This is a genomic window from Calothrix sp. NIES-2098, from assembly GCF_963875125.1.
Classification (GTDB): Bacteria; Cyanobacteriota; Cyanobacteriia; order Cyanobacteriales; family Nostocaceae; genus Aulosira.
On sequence record NZ_CAWNKJ010000001.1, the window covers coordinates 4944491 to 4961056 of the forward strand.

The 16566-nt window shown below is 43.0% G+C and carries 14 protein-coding genes; 3 read left to right on the forward strand and 11 right to left on the reverse strand.

Annotation, left to right across the window (positions count from 1 at the left end; genetic code table 11):
- Positions 1 to 9 precede the first annotated feature (9 nt).
- Entirely contained in the window at positions 10 to 2610 is a 2601-nt protein-coding gene (gene gyrA / locus AACU33_RS20705) for a DNA topoisomerase (ATP-hydrolyzing) subunit A (RefSeq protein ID WP_096590440.1), read from the reverse strand.
- Between the two features lie 453 nt (positions 2611 to 3063).
- Between gyrA and AACU33_RS20710 the strand changes: the two genes are divergently transcribed.
- The gene (locus AACU33_RS20710; protein WP_096590441.1) at positions 3064 to 3276 is read left to right on the forward strand and encodes a hypothetical protein; all 213 of its coding nucleotides are present in this window, start codon (positions 3064 to 3066) and stop codon (positions 3274 to 3276) included.
- A gap of 68 nt (positions 3277 to 3344) precedes the next feature.
- On the opposite strand, the gene AACU33_RS20715 is transcribed toward AACU33_RS20710, so the two are convergent.
- The 7 genes from AACU33_RS20715 to AACU33_RS20745 all read right to left on the reverse strand — a co-directional run bounded on the left by AACU33_RS20715 (position 3345) and on the right by AACU33_RS20745 (position 12601).
- On the reverse strand, positions 3345 to 3638 hold the full coding sequence (locus tag AACU33_RS20715) for a Mo-dependent nitrogenase C-terminal domain-containing protein (RefSeq protein WP_445291794.1): 294 nt from the start codon (positions 3636 to 3638) through the stop codon (positions 3345 to 3347).
- Positions 3638 to 4075 (reverse strand): hypothetical protein, encoded by a 438-nt coding sequence (locus tag AACU33_RS20720; RefSeq protein WP_096590443.1) that lies wholly within the window; start codon positions 4073 to 4075, stop codon positions 3638 to 3640. The genes AACU33_RS20715 and AACU33_RS20720 overlap by 1 nt, the downstream gene beginning before the upstream one ends.
- Before the next feature lie 192 nt (positions 4076 to 4267).
- Positions 4268 to 4642 (reverse strand): response regulator, encoded by a 375-nt coding sequence (locus tag AACU33_RS20725; RefSeq protein ID WP_096590444.1) that lies wholly within the window; start codon positions 4640 to 4642, stop codon positions 4268 to 4270.
- A gap of 56 nt (positions 4643 to 4698) precedes the next feature.
- Positions 4699 to 5202 carry a hypothetical protein gene (locus tag AACU33_RS20730; protein ID WP_096590445.1) on the reverse strand — a complete coding sequence of 168 codons (504 nt, stop codon included), beginning with the start codon at positions 5200 to 5202 and terminating at the stop codon, positions 4699 to 4701.
- A gap of 55 nt (positions 5203 to 5257) precedes the next feature.
- Positions 5258 to 6085 (reverse strand): DUF1963 domain-containing protein, encoded by an 828-nt coding sequence (locus AACU33_RS20735; protein ID WP_096590446.1) that lies wholly within the window; start codon positions 6083 to 6085, stop codon positions 5258 to 5260.
- Between the two features lie 27 nt (positions 6086 to 6112).
- Positions 6113 to 10153 carry a PAS domain S-box protein gene (locus AACU33_RS20740; RefSeq protein WP_096590447.1) on the reverse strand — a complete coding sequence of 1347 codons (4041 nt, stop codon included), beginning with the start codon at positions 10151 to 10153 and terminating at the stop codon, positions 6113 to 6115.
- 24 nt (positions 10154 to 10177) lie between these two features.
- Complete coding sequence (locus AACU33_RS20745) at positions 10178 to 12601, reverse strand: response regulator (RefSeq protein WP_096590448.1); 2424 nt, start codon at positions 12599 to 12601, stop codon at positions 10178 to 10180.
- A 344-nt stretch (positions 12602 to 12945) separates the two neighbouring features.
- Between AACU33_RS20745 and AACU33_RS20750 the strand changes: the two genes are divergently transcribed.
- The gene (locus AACU33_RS20750; RefSeq protein WP_096590449.1) at positions 12946 to 14220 is read left to right on the forward strand and encodes an ATP-binding cassette domain-containing protein; all 1275 of its coding nucleotides are present in this window, start codon (positions 12946 to 12948) and stop codon (positions 14218 to 14220) included.
- Positions 14221 to 14372: 152 nt separating this feature from the next.
- Here AACU33_RS20750 and AACU33_RS20755 read toward each other — a convergent pair whose 3' ends face one another.
- Positions 14373 to 14765: a hypothetical protein gene (locus AACU33_RS20755; protein WP_096590450.1), complete on the reverse strand. Its 393-nt coding sequence runs from the start codon at positions 14763 to 14765 to the stop codon at positions 14373 to 14375.
- Positions 14766 to 14876: 111 nt separating this feature from the next.
- Between AACU33_RS20755 and AACU33_RS20760 the strand changes: the two genes are divergently transcribed.
- Positions 14877 to 15212, forward strand: coding sequence for a hypothetical protein (locus AACU33_RS20760; RefSeq protein WP_096590451.1), 336 nt, complete (start codon positions 14877 to 14879; stop codon positions 15210 to 15212).
- A gap of 494 nt (positions 15213 to 15706) precedes the next feature.
- On the opposite strand, the gene AACU33_RS20765 is transcribed toward AACU33_RS20760, so the two are convergent.
- Together AACU33_RS20765 and AACU33_RS20770 are read right to left on the reverse strand one after the other, a co-directional pair.
- Positions 15707 to 15937 carry a hypothetical protein gene (locus AACU33_RS20765; protein WP_339376175.1) on the reverse strand — a complete coding sequence of 77 codons (231 nt, stop codon included), beginning with the start codon at positions 15935 to 15937 and terminating at the stop codon, positions 15707 to 15709.
- A 103-nt stretch (positions 15938 to 16040) separates the two neighbouring features.
- The gene (locus AACU33_RS20770) at positions 16041 to 16331 is read right to left on the reverse strand and encodes a type II toxin-antitoxin system Phd/YefM family antitoxin (protein WP_096590452.1); all 291 of its coding nucleotides are present in this window, start codon (positions 16329 to 16331) and stop codon (positions 16041 to 16043) included.
- Between the last annotated feature and the right edge of the window lie 235 nt (positions 16332 to 16566).

The following is a 16566-nucleotide window of genomic DNA, read 5'->3' on the forward strand; positions in this document are numbered from 1 at the left end:
CTTAATTCCTTATTCTGCTTCTTCTAGAAGACCCGTATCGCCAGTATCAGGAGGAACTATAGCTACTCCGGTGATGGCGTCATCTTCGTCTAAGCGCTGCACTCTCACGCCTGTTGCCGATCGCGATTGTACGGAAATGGCATTCACCGCTTGGCGAATAATAATACCGCGATTTGTTACCATCATAATTTCGTCGTCACAGTTGACGATTTGCAAGGTGGCTAATTGGTCTTTGGTTTTACGGTTTTTGAATTTGGTTGCCATTAAACCTTGACCGGCGCGATTTTGCAAGCGGAACTGGGCAACGGGGACGCGCTTACCATAGCCATTCATCGTAATTACTAATACCCAAGGGCCGCTACTAGCGTTAGCTGGTACTTCTGCGGACTCTTCATTTTCGGTATCTTCGACTTCGAGGATTTCTTCAATCTCGGCTTCGATTTCGCTATCTGTACTCAAGGTGTCGAGAATGGCGGCGGGAAGTATATCCATGCCGACTAATTCATCACCAGGTTTGAGTTTCATGGATTTGACACCACGAGTTGCTCTACCTAGGGGACGCAATTGTTCGTGGTTACATCTAAAGTGAATCGCCATCCCCTGACGGGAACCGACAATTACGCTGTCTTCTACCCTAGCGCGTCTTACCCAGCGCAGTTGGTCGCCTTCTTCTAAGGAAATTGCGATTAAGCCGTTGGCGCGAATGTTACTAAATGCTGCCAATTCGGTTTTCTTGATATTGCCACCTTTGGTGAGCATCACCAGATATTCTTCACTGGTAAACTCATCAACTGGGACAATGGAAGTAATTTTTTCTTCCTTGGGAATAGGTAACATTTGCACAATGGGCGTACCACGACTGGTACGAGAACCCACGGGAATTTGATAAGCTTTGAGACAGTAAACGACACCGCGATCGCTAAAGAATAAAACGCTGTCGTGATCGCAGCAAGTCAAGAAATGTTCTATGGTGTCATCATCTTTTACTTTGGCGGCTGCTTTCCCTCTGGTAGCCCTGCTTTGGGCTTCAAAGGTGTTAACCGGCATCCGTTTGATGTAACCTTGCTCTGTCAGCAGAATTAGTACTTTTTCATTGGCGATCAGATCGAGGTCATCAATTTCACCTTCTGCATGGGTAATTACTGTGCGTCGGGGTGTGGCGAAGCTAGTTTTGATTTGGGTGACTTCGTCTTCAATGATTGATAGCACTCTTTCCCGCCGTGCCAAAATATCTTGCAGATCGGCAATTTGCGCTTGTAAATCTTCGTGTTCTTGGCGAATTTTATCTGCTTCTAGGGCAGTTAACCGCCGCAGTTGCATTTGTAAAATCGCATCGGCTTGAACTTCCGATAGTCCGTAGGTGGTAATTAGTTCGCCTTTGGCTGTGGGTGCATCGGAAGCATGACGAATCAAGTTAATGATGGCATCTAAATGTGCCAAGGCAATTAACAAGCCTTGCAGGATATGGTCGCGTTCTTCCGCTTTCCGCAGTTCGTAACGCGTGCGTCTGTTAATCGATTCAATACGAAAATCGAGGAAGACTTCTAAGAACTGCTTGATGGTAAGGGTTTGGGGTTCTCCATTCACCAACGCCAGCATATTCGCCCCAAAGTTGGCTTGCAGTGGGGTTTGCTTGTAGAGGTTATTCAGTACTACTCTAGGATAGGCGTCACGCTTGAGTTCGATAACGATACGCATCCCATCGCGATCGCTTTCATCCCGGATATCTGCAATTCCCTCGATACGCTTTTCATTCACCAACTCGGCAATTTTTTCAATTAATGCGGCTTTGTTGGTTTGATAAGGCAATTCGGTGATGATAATTGCTTCTCGTTCGGGACGTCCTCTTTGCTCAATGGTTTCGATGTTAGCTACACCGCGCATGGTAATCGAACCGCGCCCAGTGGTGTAAGCTTCTTTAATTGCGGCAGTTCCTAAAACCTGCGCCCCAGTGGGAAAGTCTGGGCCGTGGATATACTGCATTAACTGAAGATTGGTGATTTCTGGATTGTGAATTAATGCCACTAATCCATCAATCAATTCGCCTAAATTGTGTGGCGGGATGTTTGTTGCCATCCCCACAGCAATCCCAGAGGAACCATTCAGCAACAGCTGGGGAATCCGTGATGGTAGAACTGTTGGTTCTTGTTGGGAACCGTCGAAGTTATCAATAAAATCTACGGTTTCCGATTCGATATCGTGTAGTAAAGCTGTGCTAGTTAAGGCTTGCAAGCGACATTCTGTGTATCGCATTGCCGCTGGTGGATCGTTATCTACGGAACCAAAGTTACCATGCCCGTTGATTAAGGGCGATCGCATGGAAAAATCCTGTGCCATCCGCACCAAGGCATCATAAACTGCCGTGTCGCCGTGGGGGTGATATTTACCTAAAACTTCCCCAACCACACGGGCGCATTTACGGAATGGGCGATCGTGCGTCAAACCTAGCTCGTGCATTGCGTAGAGGATGCGACGATGCACAGGTTTCAGACCATCCCTGGCATCTGGCAGCGCCCGACCCACAATCACACTCATGGCGTATTCCAGATAAGACCGGGACATTTCGTTCCGCAGATCTGTCGGGATAATCCTCTCCTGTGAGGTTGTCATAACCTAAAAAACTCCAAAAATCGCAGATTTTAGCCCTAATAGTTGACAAATTGCAAAATTATTCCAATTTACTCTTGAATAATTGCTAGATTTTGGTACAATTCTAGCACATATTGCTTTTTATTGCCGGGAGAGGTAAGTCTCAAGGCTAGGGAAAAACCTAACTGGGATGAAGTAAATGACTGTACCTGAGAGGCTTTTGGCTAAAGGTTAAGTGAATCTAACTAAAAAGCCTGCCAAATATAAGCAATTCAAAATTTAAAAAATTCTAAATAAATAACCATTACACAGCAAGCATTATAGCTACTGAGCGTGCGCCAGTGAAAGGTTGGATAGAGGATTCAGATTCACTGAGCTATAGACAGGAGAAAGCAAATATTAGATAACGGTGTACATTATGTCCATTAGTTTTTACTTCTGTCACCGTTATTTTCTATATCATCGGAGACTAGTATGACTTTTCAACAATTACAAATTGGCGCTTACTTTCGGATACCTGGTATCAGTTTTGGTTGCGTATATAGAAAGGCTAGCAATTCATCTTGCAGTCTGAATTCACTATTACAGCCAATTCGCCCTAGCACAAAGGTTGTACCTTTAAATCGCGCACAAATTGCTAAATATATAGCTCAAAAGCAAGAATTCTGGAAAAGCTTACACGAATAGTAGTTTGCTTGGCTAAACAGTCTTCAAAAACAGGAATTGGCTACTAAGTAATCTTGTAGGAAAAGGAATTAGCAATATACTGTTATGTCTTCACCACACTCATCTGCTAAATAACTTAAAGCTTTGAAACGGAGTTCAATTAACTGTTCGTAGAAAGGATTGAGTTTACACAGAGGAGGAATGGAAATAAGAGTGCGATCGCAAAGTTTAATTTCACGTTCAAAAGGACAACTGGCCGGAATAATTTTACAGAGTAAGCGCGCTAATCGGCAATTTTCTATTTTCAAGGATTCAAGTTTTTGACGCAGTGGTTGTAGTAGAACCTTAGCCAAATAATTTGCAGTGAATTTACTGGTAAACATCATGTTATTAGTGAATGAACTTGTTTGGGAGTAAGTACTACTTTTTCAATTAAAAGTCTATCGGAATCAGAAGTATCTGCCAGAATTACATTTTTCGTATTTTCATGCAGCAAAATTTTACCTTGAGCATCAAAACTAAAGTCTATGCTAGGAATAAATCCTTTGTTAATGAGTTTTTTGAGCACAAATTTAGTAACCTGTGCTAGTAACTGAGTGTAGGGTTTCCAAGCAGACAGATTATCTAAAACCCAGTGAAATGTATCGATATCGGTGATAGATAATTCTAGTACTGCTGCTGTTAAAAAAGAGTCTGTATATGCAAAACCCATGCTACTGTGAAGCTGAGTTACCCAACATTCGGCTAATTTTTTATCTTTAAAATTTAAGATGTAGATTGCTCTTTCAAGATGAAAGTGAAATAGTTCTAAATCTTCCATAATGCACCAATGAGTTACAGCAAAGAAAGTTAACCACCTCTTTTAAGGAGAGGAAGGAGGGTGAAGATGAATATTCATTTCACCCTGAATTCAGGTGTAATTAAGTTGATGGTTTTCTACTTGCTTTTAACTGTAAAACTCAAAAATGCAGAAATTGTGGAGATGAAAGAAAGTTAGAAAAATTTTTTCAGTTTACCAGTTAAGGGCTGCTGCAATTTGCGCAGGTAGTTTCATGGCTTTGAAGGGCTTGGTGATGATAGCTTTGACTGCGAGTTCGGCAAATCGGCGTTTTTCAGTAGCTTGAGCTTTCGCTGTCAGCAAAATCACGGGAATTGACTGAGTTGCAGGATTCGCTTGTAAGGCTTGAAAGGTAGCGATCCCATCCATATCGGGCATCATCACATCTAAGAGAATTGCATCTGGCTGTTCGGCAATTGCCTTAGCTACTCCCTCACTCCCAGAAGCAGCTGTAGAAACTTGCCAAGCACCCACTGCTTTCAAGGCGAGTTCAGCTACTGCCCGGATATCATATTCATCATCAATGATGAGAATGTGTTTCGCGATCATGGAAAATTTTGACTGCGCTGCTGAGACTCTTGTCTTTATTGTGCCTTATGAGTTGTCTATTGAAATAAATTAGTTACAAACAAATAGGCTAATTTCGTTGCAAACCAAGAACTCACCACGCTACCGCAGATAATAACAATAGGCGCAATGATGAACTTATTAACTTCCGAAAAACTAATGGTAGCGATCGCACTTGGAATTAATCCAGCTAGCACAATGGTAAAGCCAATGGCAATTATTTGAAAGATAGGCGAAGGTAAGTCACTGACTTGGTATCTGTACAATATTGCCGCCAAGCTACCTCCGGCAACAGCACCTGTATAGGCACAAATTGGCAGCGTGATGGGAACAAAGATAAAACCTGCGGCTTGCGACTCCATCCAGCGATGATGAAAAATCTGTAACCAGTAAATTCCCGATAGCGCAATTGAGATGGCTCCAGCGATCGCACCTAACAGCACAACCACTAGAGACAACAACGAATGATTGTAATTGAAAGCGATCGCACCCACCGCGATAAATGGCGTGACTAATAACAGCGGCAGTAGGTAGTCTAGCATTTGTCTTTAGTCATTTTTTATTAGTAAAGGTTTTAAGGCTATTTATTTCGGAGTTTTATTCACGCAAGAAATACGATTGGGCTTTGCTAAAATCCAAGTTGACTAAATCACTTTCTTCTATAAAAAAGTAGAAGTTATCATCAACTTCAAATGGGTGGTTAAGTTCTAGCAATAATCGTCCCTGCGGTTCTTCTATCGTTTCTTCAACATAAGAATGCAGCTCTACATATCCACCTAGCTTATTGCCGCGCTGCTCCACAATGTTATTGTCAAGTTCATAGTCCCTAATCCATTCATCAAATTCCCTGCTGAGTTTTCTTAGGTCTTCAGGAATATTGAGTGGATTGTATACAGATCGCGCTTGCCAAAACACATCATACTGTAAGGCAAATTTTAAAGCATAAATATCGTCATACCATTCAAATTCTTTGCTAGCATTGGCTAAGAAGCTAAAGTCAGTAACTAAGTTATTTTTATCTTGAGAAATTTCTGGAAAATAGAGAATGTGGTGTTTTTCCGGACTAAGCTCAGACATCGGCACATCTAAGCCTGAATAAAATTGTAAAATTCCCTGTCGAGGCAGAGCGAATCCATCAATTATTGGCAGATCGGCACAGTTTACCTGCATGAGAAACATCATCATCTCACCAGTTTCGCCATCGACAGGATAGCTTGTGCCTTTGGGAAGATAGGGATGACCGCCAATTTTACTTTGCCAAAGTTCTAATGGATCTCCGCCCCAATCAAAATTGGGATAGCCAGCAGAATTAAGGTGTCCAGCCTCTGCCGCAATGATTTTGATGTAAGGCGACAAGTTGGCTTCGAGGAGCGATCGCAGTGGTTCAAACTCAGGCGGTAAATCGTGCAGAATGTTATCTATCATACTTATTTGGTGTAGAAGCACCAGTAATTATATTGAATCCTGGCTGACTTCGCTACGATCGCCAATCATGCGGTTGAGTAAGTTAATTACTCGCTGTTCAAATTCTTGGGGAGTAATGCGTCCTTTGGTGAAGAATAGAGTTTGTCCTAACTTTAAGCGATCGCGATCGCTCTCATCTAAATCGCGCGCTGTGTATACAACTAACGGCACTTGGCACAAACGTTGATGTTGGCGTAGCCAATCGACTACCGCAAAACCGTCGTTTTCTGGCAATCCTAAATCGAGTACCAACAAGTCAGGCAGAATGTTCTGGCTGATCTGGATAGCTTCCCTTCCTGTTTGCGCATAAAAGGTAGTAATGCCGTGGCGATTGAATAAGGCAATGAGTACTTGTGCTAAATCTAAGTCATCTTCGATAATTAGAACTTTGATACAGGGATTTTGCGTAGCAGTAGCTTTTTCTAAGGCTTGACACAACAACTTGGGATTGGGTGGTTTGACAATCCAATCGCTAACACTTTGCGCTAGATCTTTATTGGCATCGGGTAACAAACCGCTAAGAATAATTACAGGGATATTTTGAGTGTGTGGCTGCTGTTTGAGAATTGCCAAGGTTTCCCAACCATCCATACCCGGCATCATTAAGTTGAGAATAATTGCGTCAGGATGGTACAACTTTGCCTGCTCTACAGCTTCTTGTCCTGATGCAGCTACCATGACGCGATAACCTTGTCTTTCTAACATGGTTTGCACTACCACCCGAACAGAAGGATCGTCATCGCACTCTAATACTAGAGGCGAGGCTGAGGCTGCGGTGATAGGGATCAACACAGATGGCGAAAGATTTTCTTGATTCTCTCTGTTTCTTTGTCTGGTTTCTTCTTCGGAAAGCAGTGGCAAAGTAAAGAAGAAATTGCTACCTGCTCCTAAGGTACTTTCAACCCAGATTTGCCCCTGATGATGTTGCAAAATACTGCGACAAATCGCTAAACCTAAACCTGTTCCTCCCTTTTGGCGGGAGTCGGAAGCATCAACTTGTCCAAAGCGCTCAAATACAGATTCCAGTTTCTCAGATGGGATGCCTCGACCTTGGTCTTTGACTTGGAAGCGGATTTGTTTTCCTGCGAGAATTTCGCCACTCAACCAAATTGTTGAACCCGGTGGAGAAAATTTAATCGCATTGCTGAGTAAGTTGGTAAAAACTTGAATTATCCGGTCGGGATCGGCCCAAATTGGCGCTGATAGGGGCGAAACTGATATTGTCACCCCTGCTTGCTCTGCCATTTCCTCAACAGTCTCTACTGACTCAGTAATTAACTCGCCAGCATCGCAGATTTCCGGGGTCATTTGTACCTTACCCGACTCGATGCGCTCAATATCCAAGATGTCATTAATCAGACGCACCAACCGATCTGTATTACTAGCTGCAATCTTTAACATCCGTTGCGCTTCTTCCGGTTCGGCTAAAAGAACGCCACCTGCTAATAAATCCAATGCACCAGCAACAGAAGTCAGGGGTGTGCGTAATTCATGACTAACTACGGAAACAAATTCATCTTTGAGGCGTTCGATTTCGCGGCGATCGCTAATATCTTTCATAAAGCAATAATGCCCGATGAATCGCTGCTGGCGATCGTAGGCTTTGACCATCACCACTTGTTTGTCAAAAACCGATTTGTCTTTGCGCAGGCCTCTAGCTTCTACATCCACCTTGCCGTTAGTCAGCATTAGTTGATAGGCTGCATTCAATGTTTCTAAATCTTCTGGGTGGACGGTTGATACCCATTCCATGCCAATTATTTCCTCTGCTTGATAACCAACGGTGTTGGCATAAGCTGGATTGACTTTGATGTAACGTCCCTGAGTATCTAACTGGGAAATACCTTCGACTGCGCTTTCTAAGGCCAAACTGAGGTGACGAAATTCTTCTTCGGCTTGTTGTCGCTCGGTAATGTCGTTATTAATCTCCAAAATTCTCTCAACTTTACCTTGCTCGTCGCGCTGCAATGCCCAACGACTGGACACGACAACAGGAGTACCATTGCGTTTACTGTGTACGAGTTCACCTTCCCAACGCCCTGTTTCCAAAAGTTGAGCTTCGATTTCTGTTAACGGTTGGGGAAATTGGGTTTGCAGGAATTCATGAGAAATTTGGCCAATGGCTTCTGCTTTCGTCCAGCCGTACATCTCCTCTGCACCGCGATTCCAAAAGGTAATTCTGGCGCTGGCGTCGCGGACTATGATGGTGTCGTGAGTTAAGTCGAGGAGAAATGCTTGTTGTCGGAGTTCTTCTTCTGAGTGCTTGCGTTCGCTAATATCTTCAACTATGTAAGAAAATCGCGGACGATCAGCGCGATCGCTATTAATTGCCGAAACTGTCGCTGAAAGCCATTTCTTATCTGTGGGCGTTTCATGCGCGTACTCAAAGCGAACTGGAGCATGGTTGCGTTCGGCTGCACGGTAATACTCAATCCACTGGTTTATATAGTTTTGTGGGGCACCCATTTCACTAGCTAGCCGATTCTGCATGGCGGCTGGTGTCAGTCCATAAAATTTCGCGGCGGCGGCATTATCAGAAATATGTAGGACGTCATCGTCTAGCACCTCAACAACTCCCATCAGCATCGGTGCGCTGTCAAAGAAACTGCGCAGGGTGGCTTCACTCTGGCTCAGTGCTTCTTGTGTAAGTTTGCTATTGCTAATATCGCTGCCAATGCCGAGAAAGCCTGTAATATTGTTTTCAGCGTCACGCAAAGCTGTTACTGATAGCAATAACGGAAAGCGCGAACCGTCTTTGCGGATATAAGTCCATTCGCGCTCCTCTACTTGTCCGCGTCGCGCCTTAGCAACAAATACCTCAAATCCCGGCTCAATAGTTACGCCCAGTTCTTGAGATAGTTCTTGCGCTACTTGCACAATTTCATCCCAGTCATGGATAATTGCGGGAGTTGTTTTCCCAACTACCTCTTGGGCAGTATACCCCAGCGATCGTTCTGCTGCTGCATTAAACGTGAGGATGATACCTTCTGCTGTGGTGGAAATAATTGTGTAGTTAGCACTATTTAAAATCGCGCGTTGCAGCCTTGTTGTATCTCGTAGCTCTGATTCGATGCGCTGGCGTTCGGTAATTTCCGCCTGTAAAGCTTCATTAGCTGCTAATACCTCTGTAGTTCGTTCTTGAACTCGAATTTCTAACTCATCGTGCGCCCTGCGTAACGCGGCTTCTGCGTGTTTGCGTAAGAGCAGCTCGTAGTAGACAGCGCTAATATCGCGACCTTCAGCGATGAGTATGACTACTTTCCCTGCTTCATCAAATATCGGTTTGAGGGAAAAATCCACCATTGCTTGCGTATCTTCTGCACCCCTGAGATCGACTTCATAACGGACAAATTGACCACAAGCTGCTTGAGCGATCGCAGTTTTTAAGCGGTTTTGGATTTGCGGGGATATTGTCCACCACCGCGTTTCCCAAAGGGGGCGATTGATAACATCAGCATGAGTCAACCCGCCAAAGTTGAGGGCGGTGCGGTTGACTTCCAAGAGCGTGCCATCTGGTTGGAGTAGCCCGATAAATTGGAAAGTCTGGTCAAAGATAGCCCGAAATCGTCTTTCGCTATCGCGTAGTGCGGCTTCTATTTTTTGGCGTTCAATAATTTGCTGTTGCAGTTTTTGGTTAGTTACTTCTAACTGGACTGTATTAAGTATTTCTAGTGCTTTGGGCAATAATTTCACTAGCACAAGGGCTGCATAAACTGAAGTTATTGCCGTCACCGCTTTCACAGCACCAGATACCCAATAATTTGGATACCAGAGCGTCCAAATTGACATCAGATGAGTTGTGCCGCAAGCGATTATAAAAGCGCTAAATAACAGAAAAATAGTTTTAAAGGGAAAGGTGTTGCCCTTGTAGACGAAATAAAGCAACGTCAAAGGAATAAAATAATATGCCAGGACAATTAAAGCATCGGAAAGTACGTGTAAAAATACCAGCCCCGGATTCCAAAGATAGCAATGCCCGTGGGGGATAAAGGGGCTTGAGGTTAAAAAGGTCTGTAGTAATTCTGACATATTTCCTCCTGTGTGCCACACTCCCTACACTCCCACACTCCTCTTTGCCTGTTCCAGAACTGCGTCAGCAGCTTGGTACAGCGCTTGCAGATTAGCACCATCTTGAGGATACTCAACCACAGCTGTAGTAAAGGTGGTATGAAATTTCTGATTATTGGCAGCAGTAAATTCAATCTGACGTAAGCTTTGGAGTAGTTCTAAAAGCCTTCGTACTCCATCGCTTTTGGTCATACCTGCCATTCCTATTACAAATTCTGAACCTCCCCAGCGTCCGACTACATCCTGAGTATGAAATGTCTGGCGTAACAGTTCCCCTAGTCGAGATAAGACGCGATCGCCTACAGCATGGCCGTACTGGTGATTAATTTCTTTGAGGTTGTCTAGTTCTACAATAGCGAAGCAAAAGGGCTGTTGATGGCGTTCGCTCGATTGAAGATAGCGATTTAAATCTTCAGTAGATTTGCGACGATTGGCAACTAAAGTTAAACCATCTAGTTCTGCTAAATTTCGCAGCCAGCGCGATCGCTCTAGGCGATTGAGTATGCGTGTAATCAGTTCTGGTTCGACAATCGGCTTGCTGATGTAGTCGTCTGCACCTGCGAGAAATACCTGCTGTCTAGTTTTGGTATCGCTATGCGCTGTGAGAAATAAAATCGGCAAGCCACTCCATTGAGGGTCATTTCTGATAACTTGGCATAATTCTATACCGCTTACTTCCGGCATTTCCACATCTAAAATTATGAGATCTGGTTGAGCGACTGCTATTGCTTCTAAAAACCGCAGGGGGTTCTCTAGAGTGTAAACCTTTAGCCCCCAAGGCATGAGTAAATTCTGGAGTGCCGCCAATATGTGCGGATCGTCATCGACAACCATCACCTTGGCTTCGGCAGAGCGAGTGCGCTGTAATATTTGTGTCACAGTCTCTAGAATTTGATTTGGAGAGACAGGCTTTTGTAAGACACCGCTTCCTCCCAAACGGGCAACTTTTACCCGATCGAGTAAACTGTCTTTATCTGTTAAAACTATCGCTGGTATGGGGGATTGACGGGCGTTGAGTTCTGCTAGTAAAGCGAGCGTATTTTCTGTAGAGTTGCTAGCACAAAGGTCGAGCAAGATAACATCAGGAGAATTTTTGGCGATCGCTTCTCTAGCGGCGATCGCATCATTTGCGATTTGCGATCGCATCGCCCAACTATTTGTCTCTTTCGCCAACGCTTCAGCCAATTCCCGATCTTGGTTAACAATCAACAGCAAAGGACGTTCATCTACTAATTGATTCTCACAAAGCAAGTCCTGTTTATACTCAGAGTTCAACAGTTGCAATTCTTGACGCAACGCCACAACCAATTGCGAAATCTGCTGTGTTGTCTCTGGCTGGAGTTGAGTTCCCATGTCCCACAGCGATTCTAGTTCTTGAGCTAGATGCGAACCTTCATCAGAGCCAAACATTCCTAGAGAACCAACTAGCTTATGAGCTTCTAGCTTGGCTTTTAACTGCATTTCCTGAGAAACTTTACCCTGTCGCAACATAGTAGAAGCTTGCTCAATCGTCGCCACCCGTTCTTCGAGTTTCTGTGCTACTTCTTCCCAGACTTTGCTAACTCCAGTCGCAACCTGATTTTGAACGTTGGCTGGCGGTTTCTTCCCGTTGTTGTTAGGGGCGTGATTTTGCAGCCAATTGGGCTGGGGAGATTGGGGTTGCTGTTGGCGTCCGCGTCGCCCATCATTTCCAGCAATTGAAGACTTAGATTTTCCCTTACCTACACCTTCTCTGTCTGCTGGCTTGAGTTTATATCCAATTCCATAAACCGTCTCAATTGGATCGTCTGCAACTCCGGCTGCTTTAAGTTTTTGTCGTAAACCTTTCATGTGCGATCGCACTGTATCATCTGTAGGCGGTTCTTCAAATGACCACAAATGATCGATTAACGCACTACAACTAAATATCCGGTGATTGTTACGCAGAAAAAGCTCCAGCAAACCGTATTCTTTAGGAGTTAAATGCAGAAGTTTACCGTTACAGGTGACTTCGCAAGTGCTGGGATCGAGCCGCAGGTTTTTCCACTCTAACAAAGGCGGTAAAGCAGAACCGCCCCGACGTAATAGCGCGCGGACGCGAGCCAACAACTCTTGAAAATCAAAAGGCTTGGCAACGTAGTCATCAGCACCAGCATCCAATCCCATGACCTTATTTGTACTGGTGTCTTGGGCTGTTAATAAAAGCACAGGTGTTAGATTGCCATTAGCCCGCAATCGCTGACAGAATTGAATGCCGTTCAGCTTAGGTAGCAAAACATCCAGCAAAATCAGATCGTAGGTAAATAACTCTGCCAAATCCCAACCTGCTTGCCCATCCTTGGCGACATCAACGGCATAGTGCTGGTCGATCAAAGATTTAGCAAGCGATTTTGCAATCAGTTCATCATCTTCAACTAATAGAATTCTCATAGCGGTAGTCACCGCAAATTAACATTTATTAGCGCAAAGATAAAAATATATACAAAATTTACTTAAAACATCATCTTCAGCGTAGCGTAGATTAAGTTGTGGTGTTACTTAGGTTTGTAAATGTCAACATTGCTAGTGCTACTCCCTTAAGAGGCTCACCTACCCAATTTTCACTGCTCGTTGGTTGCGTCTGGTAACTTCGCTCTTGAGCTTGTCCCTATTGTTGAGATGCCCAGTTTTCTAAGTCGTTGAAGTCATTTATGTTCGTTCACGCATCTTACATTGAAAAGTAAAATGTGGGTAATGACAAGGCTTATAGCCTGTGGGCATTTATCAAAACTAGGATGCACCTCTTCTTAATGATGATGAATTTCAGAGATGATTCTGAATTACTAATTTCAGTAGATAAAGTTTCTAAAAAGTTTTGTCGTAACTTGAAGCAGTCTTTATTCTATGGAGTGCAGGACATTTTTCAAGAGTTAATAGGTGGAAATAGAAAAAGTGAAAATCTTCGTCCACAAGAATTTTGGGCACTAAAAGATGTAAGTTTCCAACTGCGAAGAGGAGAAGCCTTAGGATTAGTAGGAGCCAATGGAGCCGGAAAAAGTACGCTACTCCGCATTATTAGTGGATTGATTAATCCCGATACTGGCTGTGTAAAAGTTAGAGGGAAATTAGCACCATTAATTGCTTTAGGAGCAGGGTTTAACCCAATTCTTACAGGGCGAGAAAATATTTATGCAAATATGTCGATTTTGGGTTTATCAACACAAGAAATAGACAAGAAATTTCAAGATGTGATAGATTTTGCTGGGATTGCAGATGCGATTGATGCACCCGTACAAACTTATAGTTCTGGGATGGCGGCCAGATTGGGTTTTGCTTGTGCAGTTCACATAGAACCAGATGTTTTACTAATTGATGAAGTGTTGGCTGTTGGCGATATCAATTTTCGAGTTAAATGTTATCAAAAACTCGCAAAACTGAGAGAAGCGGGTACAGCTTTTATTTTAGTTTCGCATAACCCCCATGTAGTTTTGAACGTCTGTGAAAATTCGCTTTATCTTGCCAAAGGTGAATTGATTAAATACGGCGAAACAGAAACCGTAATTCGCCAATACGAAGAAGATTTAAGTTTAGGCGGTACAGAAACATCTTTAGGAATGATGTTATTACCAGAAAAGCCGCCAAGTGAAAGCTTAGGTATAGATATTGTTTCTTTGAGTTTTAAAGATGAGCAAGGCAATATACTTGCTGCTCCTCTTTGTGGGGAATTAGCTTATTTATGCGTAGAATGTAAAGTAGATAAACAAGTTGATAATGCAAATTTAGGCGTGTCTATTACAGCTTTATCTGGACAAAACGAGCGAATTTTGTATATAACTTCTGCCAGCGATAATGAAGCATTAAAAATACTGCCGGGAAAAGTTGAAATTCAAATGCAAATGCCTTACTTTTGCTTATTACCCGGTTTATATAGTGCCAAAATTTATATCAAAGAAGGTGTATGTTCTTTTGATATAGTGGAATCATTTCGATTTACTGTTAAAGCCAGCAAGATTACTAGCCGTTCGTTATTTTATCAACCACGGAAGTGGAAAGTTATTAATAATTCGTGATTTGTAATTCGTAATTTATTTGTAGGTTGGAGTGCGATCGCTCTGTAAATTTGGGAGATGTGTGAAGAAACAAGCGACCGATCGCTCTCTTATTCTAATGCGATCGCAATTCAAAATTCAAACTAATCTGCACGTAAAAAAATAGTCGCCTATTACGCTGTCTCTGTAGTAGCAGCTTTTGCATCTGCGCTTGATTTTAACCGCGTGATGGTAGCTTTACGAACGCGATCGCTTTTGCGTACCGCACCTGCTAGTTCATATTCTCGGCTATCTTTGCCATACTTCGACGCTACACCACTAACTAAGCGTTCGGAAGTTTCGCGAATGCTTTTTTCCAGAATTTCTATTTTTTCCTTTGCTGTATCGAGGGTGTTTAACAACTTATTATATTGCTTGAGTTCGTCGCGGAGTTCGCTCGTTAAGTCAGTCAAATGCTTCACACTGACAGAATCACCAAAATCGAGGCTGGGATCGATCGATTGAAACCCGATTGTCTGCTGTTCTATTTTTTCTAGTATGGAAGAAGTTTTTTTGACGCGTGGCATCAATGTATACCTTTTACTTAACTTTATGCTTCTAGCATCTCTCAAAAATACAAGGAGTCGGTTCAGTGAAAATAGCCAAAATTAAGCATTTCTTTATGAAAAAGTTGAATTATGAGTTCAGTAATTACCGAAAAATTTTTTATCTTGTTAAACAAAGTGGTTAGTTTGTTAAAGAAAGTCTTTGTCTTGTTAAACAAAGTGGTTAGTTTGTTAAAGAAAGTCTTTGCCTTGTTAAACAAAGTGGTTGGTTTGTTAAAGAAAGTCTTTGTCTTGTTAAACAAAGTGGTTGGTTTGTTAAAGAAAGTCTTTGCCTTGTTAAACAAAGTGGTTGGTTTGTTAAAGAAAGCCTTTGCCTTGTTAAACAAAGTGCTTGGTTTGTTAACTAGCGTTCGTCGAAGACGTTGGCGCAGCCATCGCATATCTTGTCTGTTGGCTCAAAATCCCTGAGATTTTTGTAAACATCATGTAACAAATTTGACTTATACAGGGAAAAAGTTGTAATCTAAGAATAACGTGCGTTACTCATCGACGCATCTCGCCCGAACCTTGAAAACCGCATAACTTCGTTGAGATGCGTCGATGCCTTGCCTAGTAAGGCTTTGGGACTGCAAAATTGACAATTTTTGGAAAACTTTTTGCGATTTTTCAGAGATGCGTCGATTAGGGTATCTCAAACCCTTTCCCTGTAAGGTTTCCACAAGTGAACTCTTTCCAATCACACCGCCCCGAAAGGGGATGGAAACGAGAACTTGTCTGTAATTAAGTTTCATGTTTTTGTTTCTTTCCAATCACACCGCCCCGAAAGGGGATGGAAAAAGTTGAGATAGCCAGTGCGTAGACGCGCAGCAGCTTGTCTTTAGATATCGCATTGAGCAATAGATAATTGTAGCGGCTGTCTTAAATATCAAGTGCGATCGCATTACAAGGTCAAAGACCTCATCTTAATCATCCTCATCACCAAGCAATTGCGACAAATCTTGCAATCGCTCTTGGGCAGCACGCAGGACTCGATGGATTTGCACGATATCCTGGCTATCTTGGTCTTTGCCCGTACTGACTGTAAATAGAATTCGGTATTGTTTTTTATAAAGCAATTGCCGCACAGGTCGATTCAGGTATTGGCTTTCGATGGACAGAGGGCAACGATTTGGAAAGTTTTCCAGCGTTAGCATGATTTCGTAGCAACCTCTAACCTACCGATAGGCTCGATCGACTGAGTAGTCTTTCATCCATAGAAAAATGCTCTCGACATCCGCTTTGGCGGTGGGTGAGATTTCAATCCGGTATGTCATGCTTTTGACGCAATTGCTGAAAGGCTTCGTCTAAAGGAATACCCTGCCCTTGCTCAAATTCATCTAGACTTTTGCGAATTCCGGCTAGGGATTCTAGAAGTTCTAATCGCTCTAGCAAGCGTTGGTAGCTTTCAGCGTCTTGGACGACGACGGCCGCTTTGCCATTTACAGTCAGTACTATGGGTGCTTGAGTATCTTTCAGAGTGGTTAAAAACGTTTTGGCGCTGCGTTGAAACTCTGATAAAGGATGAATGTTGCGAAGGTCAAAAGACATGGCTATCGCTCGTAGACGAATAATTATATGATAATTTTTTGAAAATTATTTGTCTAATCGGTTGGTGAATGTACCCGTAGCGATCGCACATCTTGTCTGTTGGCTCAAAATTGCGCGCTCGCCTAACTAGCCGTCAAAACTTCTTGGTGTAGAGATGCGATCGCCCAAATTTACTTAGCTGTTTGTAACAAATGTGTAATAAATTTGACTATAAAGTGTAAAAGTTATATTTTAG

Excerpts from the sequence above, each read along its gene's own strand:
- AACU33_RS20740 (WP_096590447.1), bottom strand. The coding sequence starts at position 10,153 with ATGTCAGAATTACTACAGACCTTTTTAACCTCAAGCCCCTTTATCCCC.
- AACU33_RS20760 (WP_096590451.1), top strand. The coding sequence starts at position 14,877 with ATGAGTTCAGTAATTACCGAAAAATTTTTTATCTTGTTAAACAAAGTG.
- AACU33_RS20710 (WP_096590441.1), top strand. The coding sequence starts at position 3,064 with ATGACTTTTCAACAATTACAAATTGGCGCTTACTTTCGGATACCTGGT.
- gyrA (WP_096590440.1), bottom strand. The coding sequence starts at position 2,610 with ATGACAACCTCACAGGAGAGGATTATCCCGACAGATCTGCGGAACGAA.
- AACU33_RS20720 (WP_096590443.1), bottom strand. The coding sequence starts at position 4,075 with ATGGAAGATTTAGAACTATTTCACTTTCATCTTGAAAGAGCAATCTAC.
- AACU33_RS20765 (WP_339376175.1), bottom strand. The coding sequence starts at position 15,937 with ATGCTAACGCTGGAAAACTTTCCAAATCGTTGCCCTCTGTCCATCGAA.
- AACU33_RS20725 (WP_096590444.1), bottom strand. The coding sequence starts at position 4,642 with ATGATCGCGAAACACATTCTCATCATTGATGATGAATATGATATCCGG.
- AACU33_RS20770 (WP_096590452.1), bottom strand. The coding sequence starts at position 16,331 with ATGTCTTTTGACCTTCGCAACATTCATCCTTTATCAGAGTTTCAACGC.
- AACU33_RS20755 (WP_096590450.1), bottom strand. The coding sequence starts at position 14,765 with ATGCCACGCGTCAAAAAAACTTCTTCCATACTAGAAAAAATAGAACAG.
- AACU33_RS20730 (WP_096590445.1), bottom strand. The coding sequence starts at position 5,202 with ATGCTAGACTACCTACTGCCGCTGTTATTAGTCACGCCATTTATCGCG.
- AACU33_RS20735 (WP_096590446.1), bottom strand. The coding sequence starts at position 6,085 with ATGATAGATAACATTCTGCACGATTTACCGCCTGAGTTTGAACCACTG.
- AACU33_RS20715 (WP_445291794.1), bottom strand. The coding sequence starts at position 3,638 with ATGTTTACCAGTAAATTCACTGCAAATTATTTGGCTAAGGTTCTACTA.
- AACU33_RS20745 (WP_096590448.1), bottom strand. The coding sequence starts at position 12,601 with ATGAGAATTCTATTAGTTGAAGATGATGAACTGATTGCAAAATCGCTT.
- AACU33_RS20750 (WP_096590449.1), top strand. The coding sequence starts at position 12,946 with ATGCACCTCTTCTTAATGATGATGAATTTCAGAGATGATTCTGAATTA.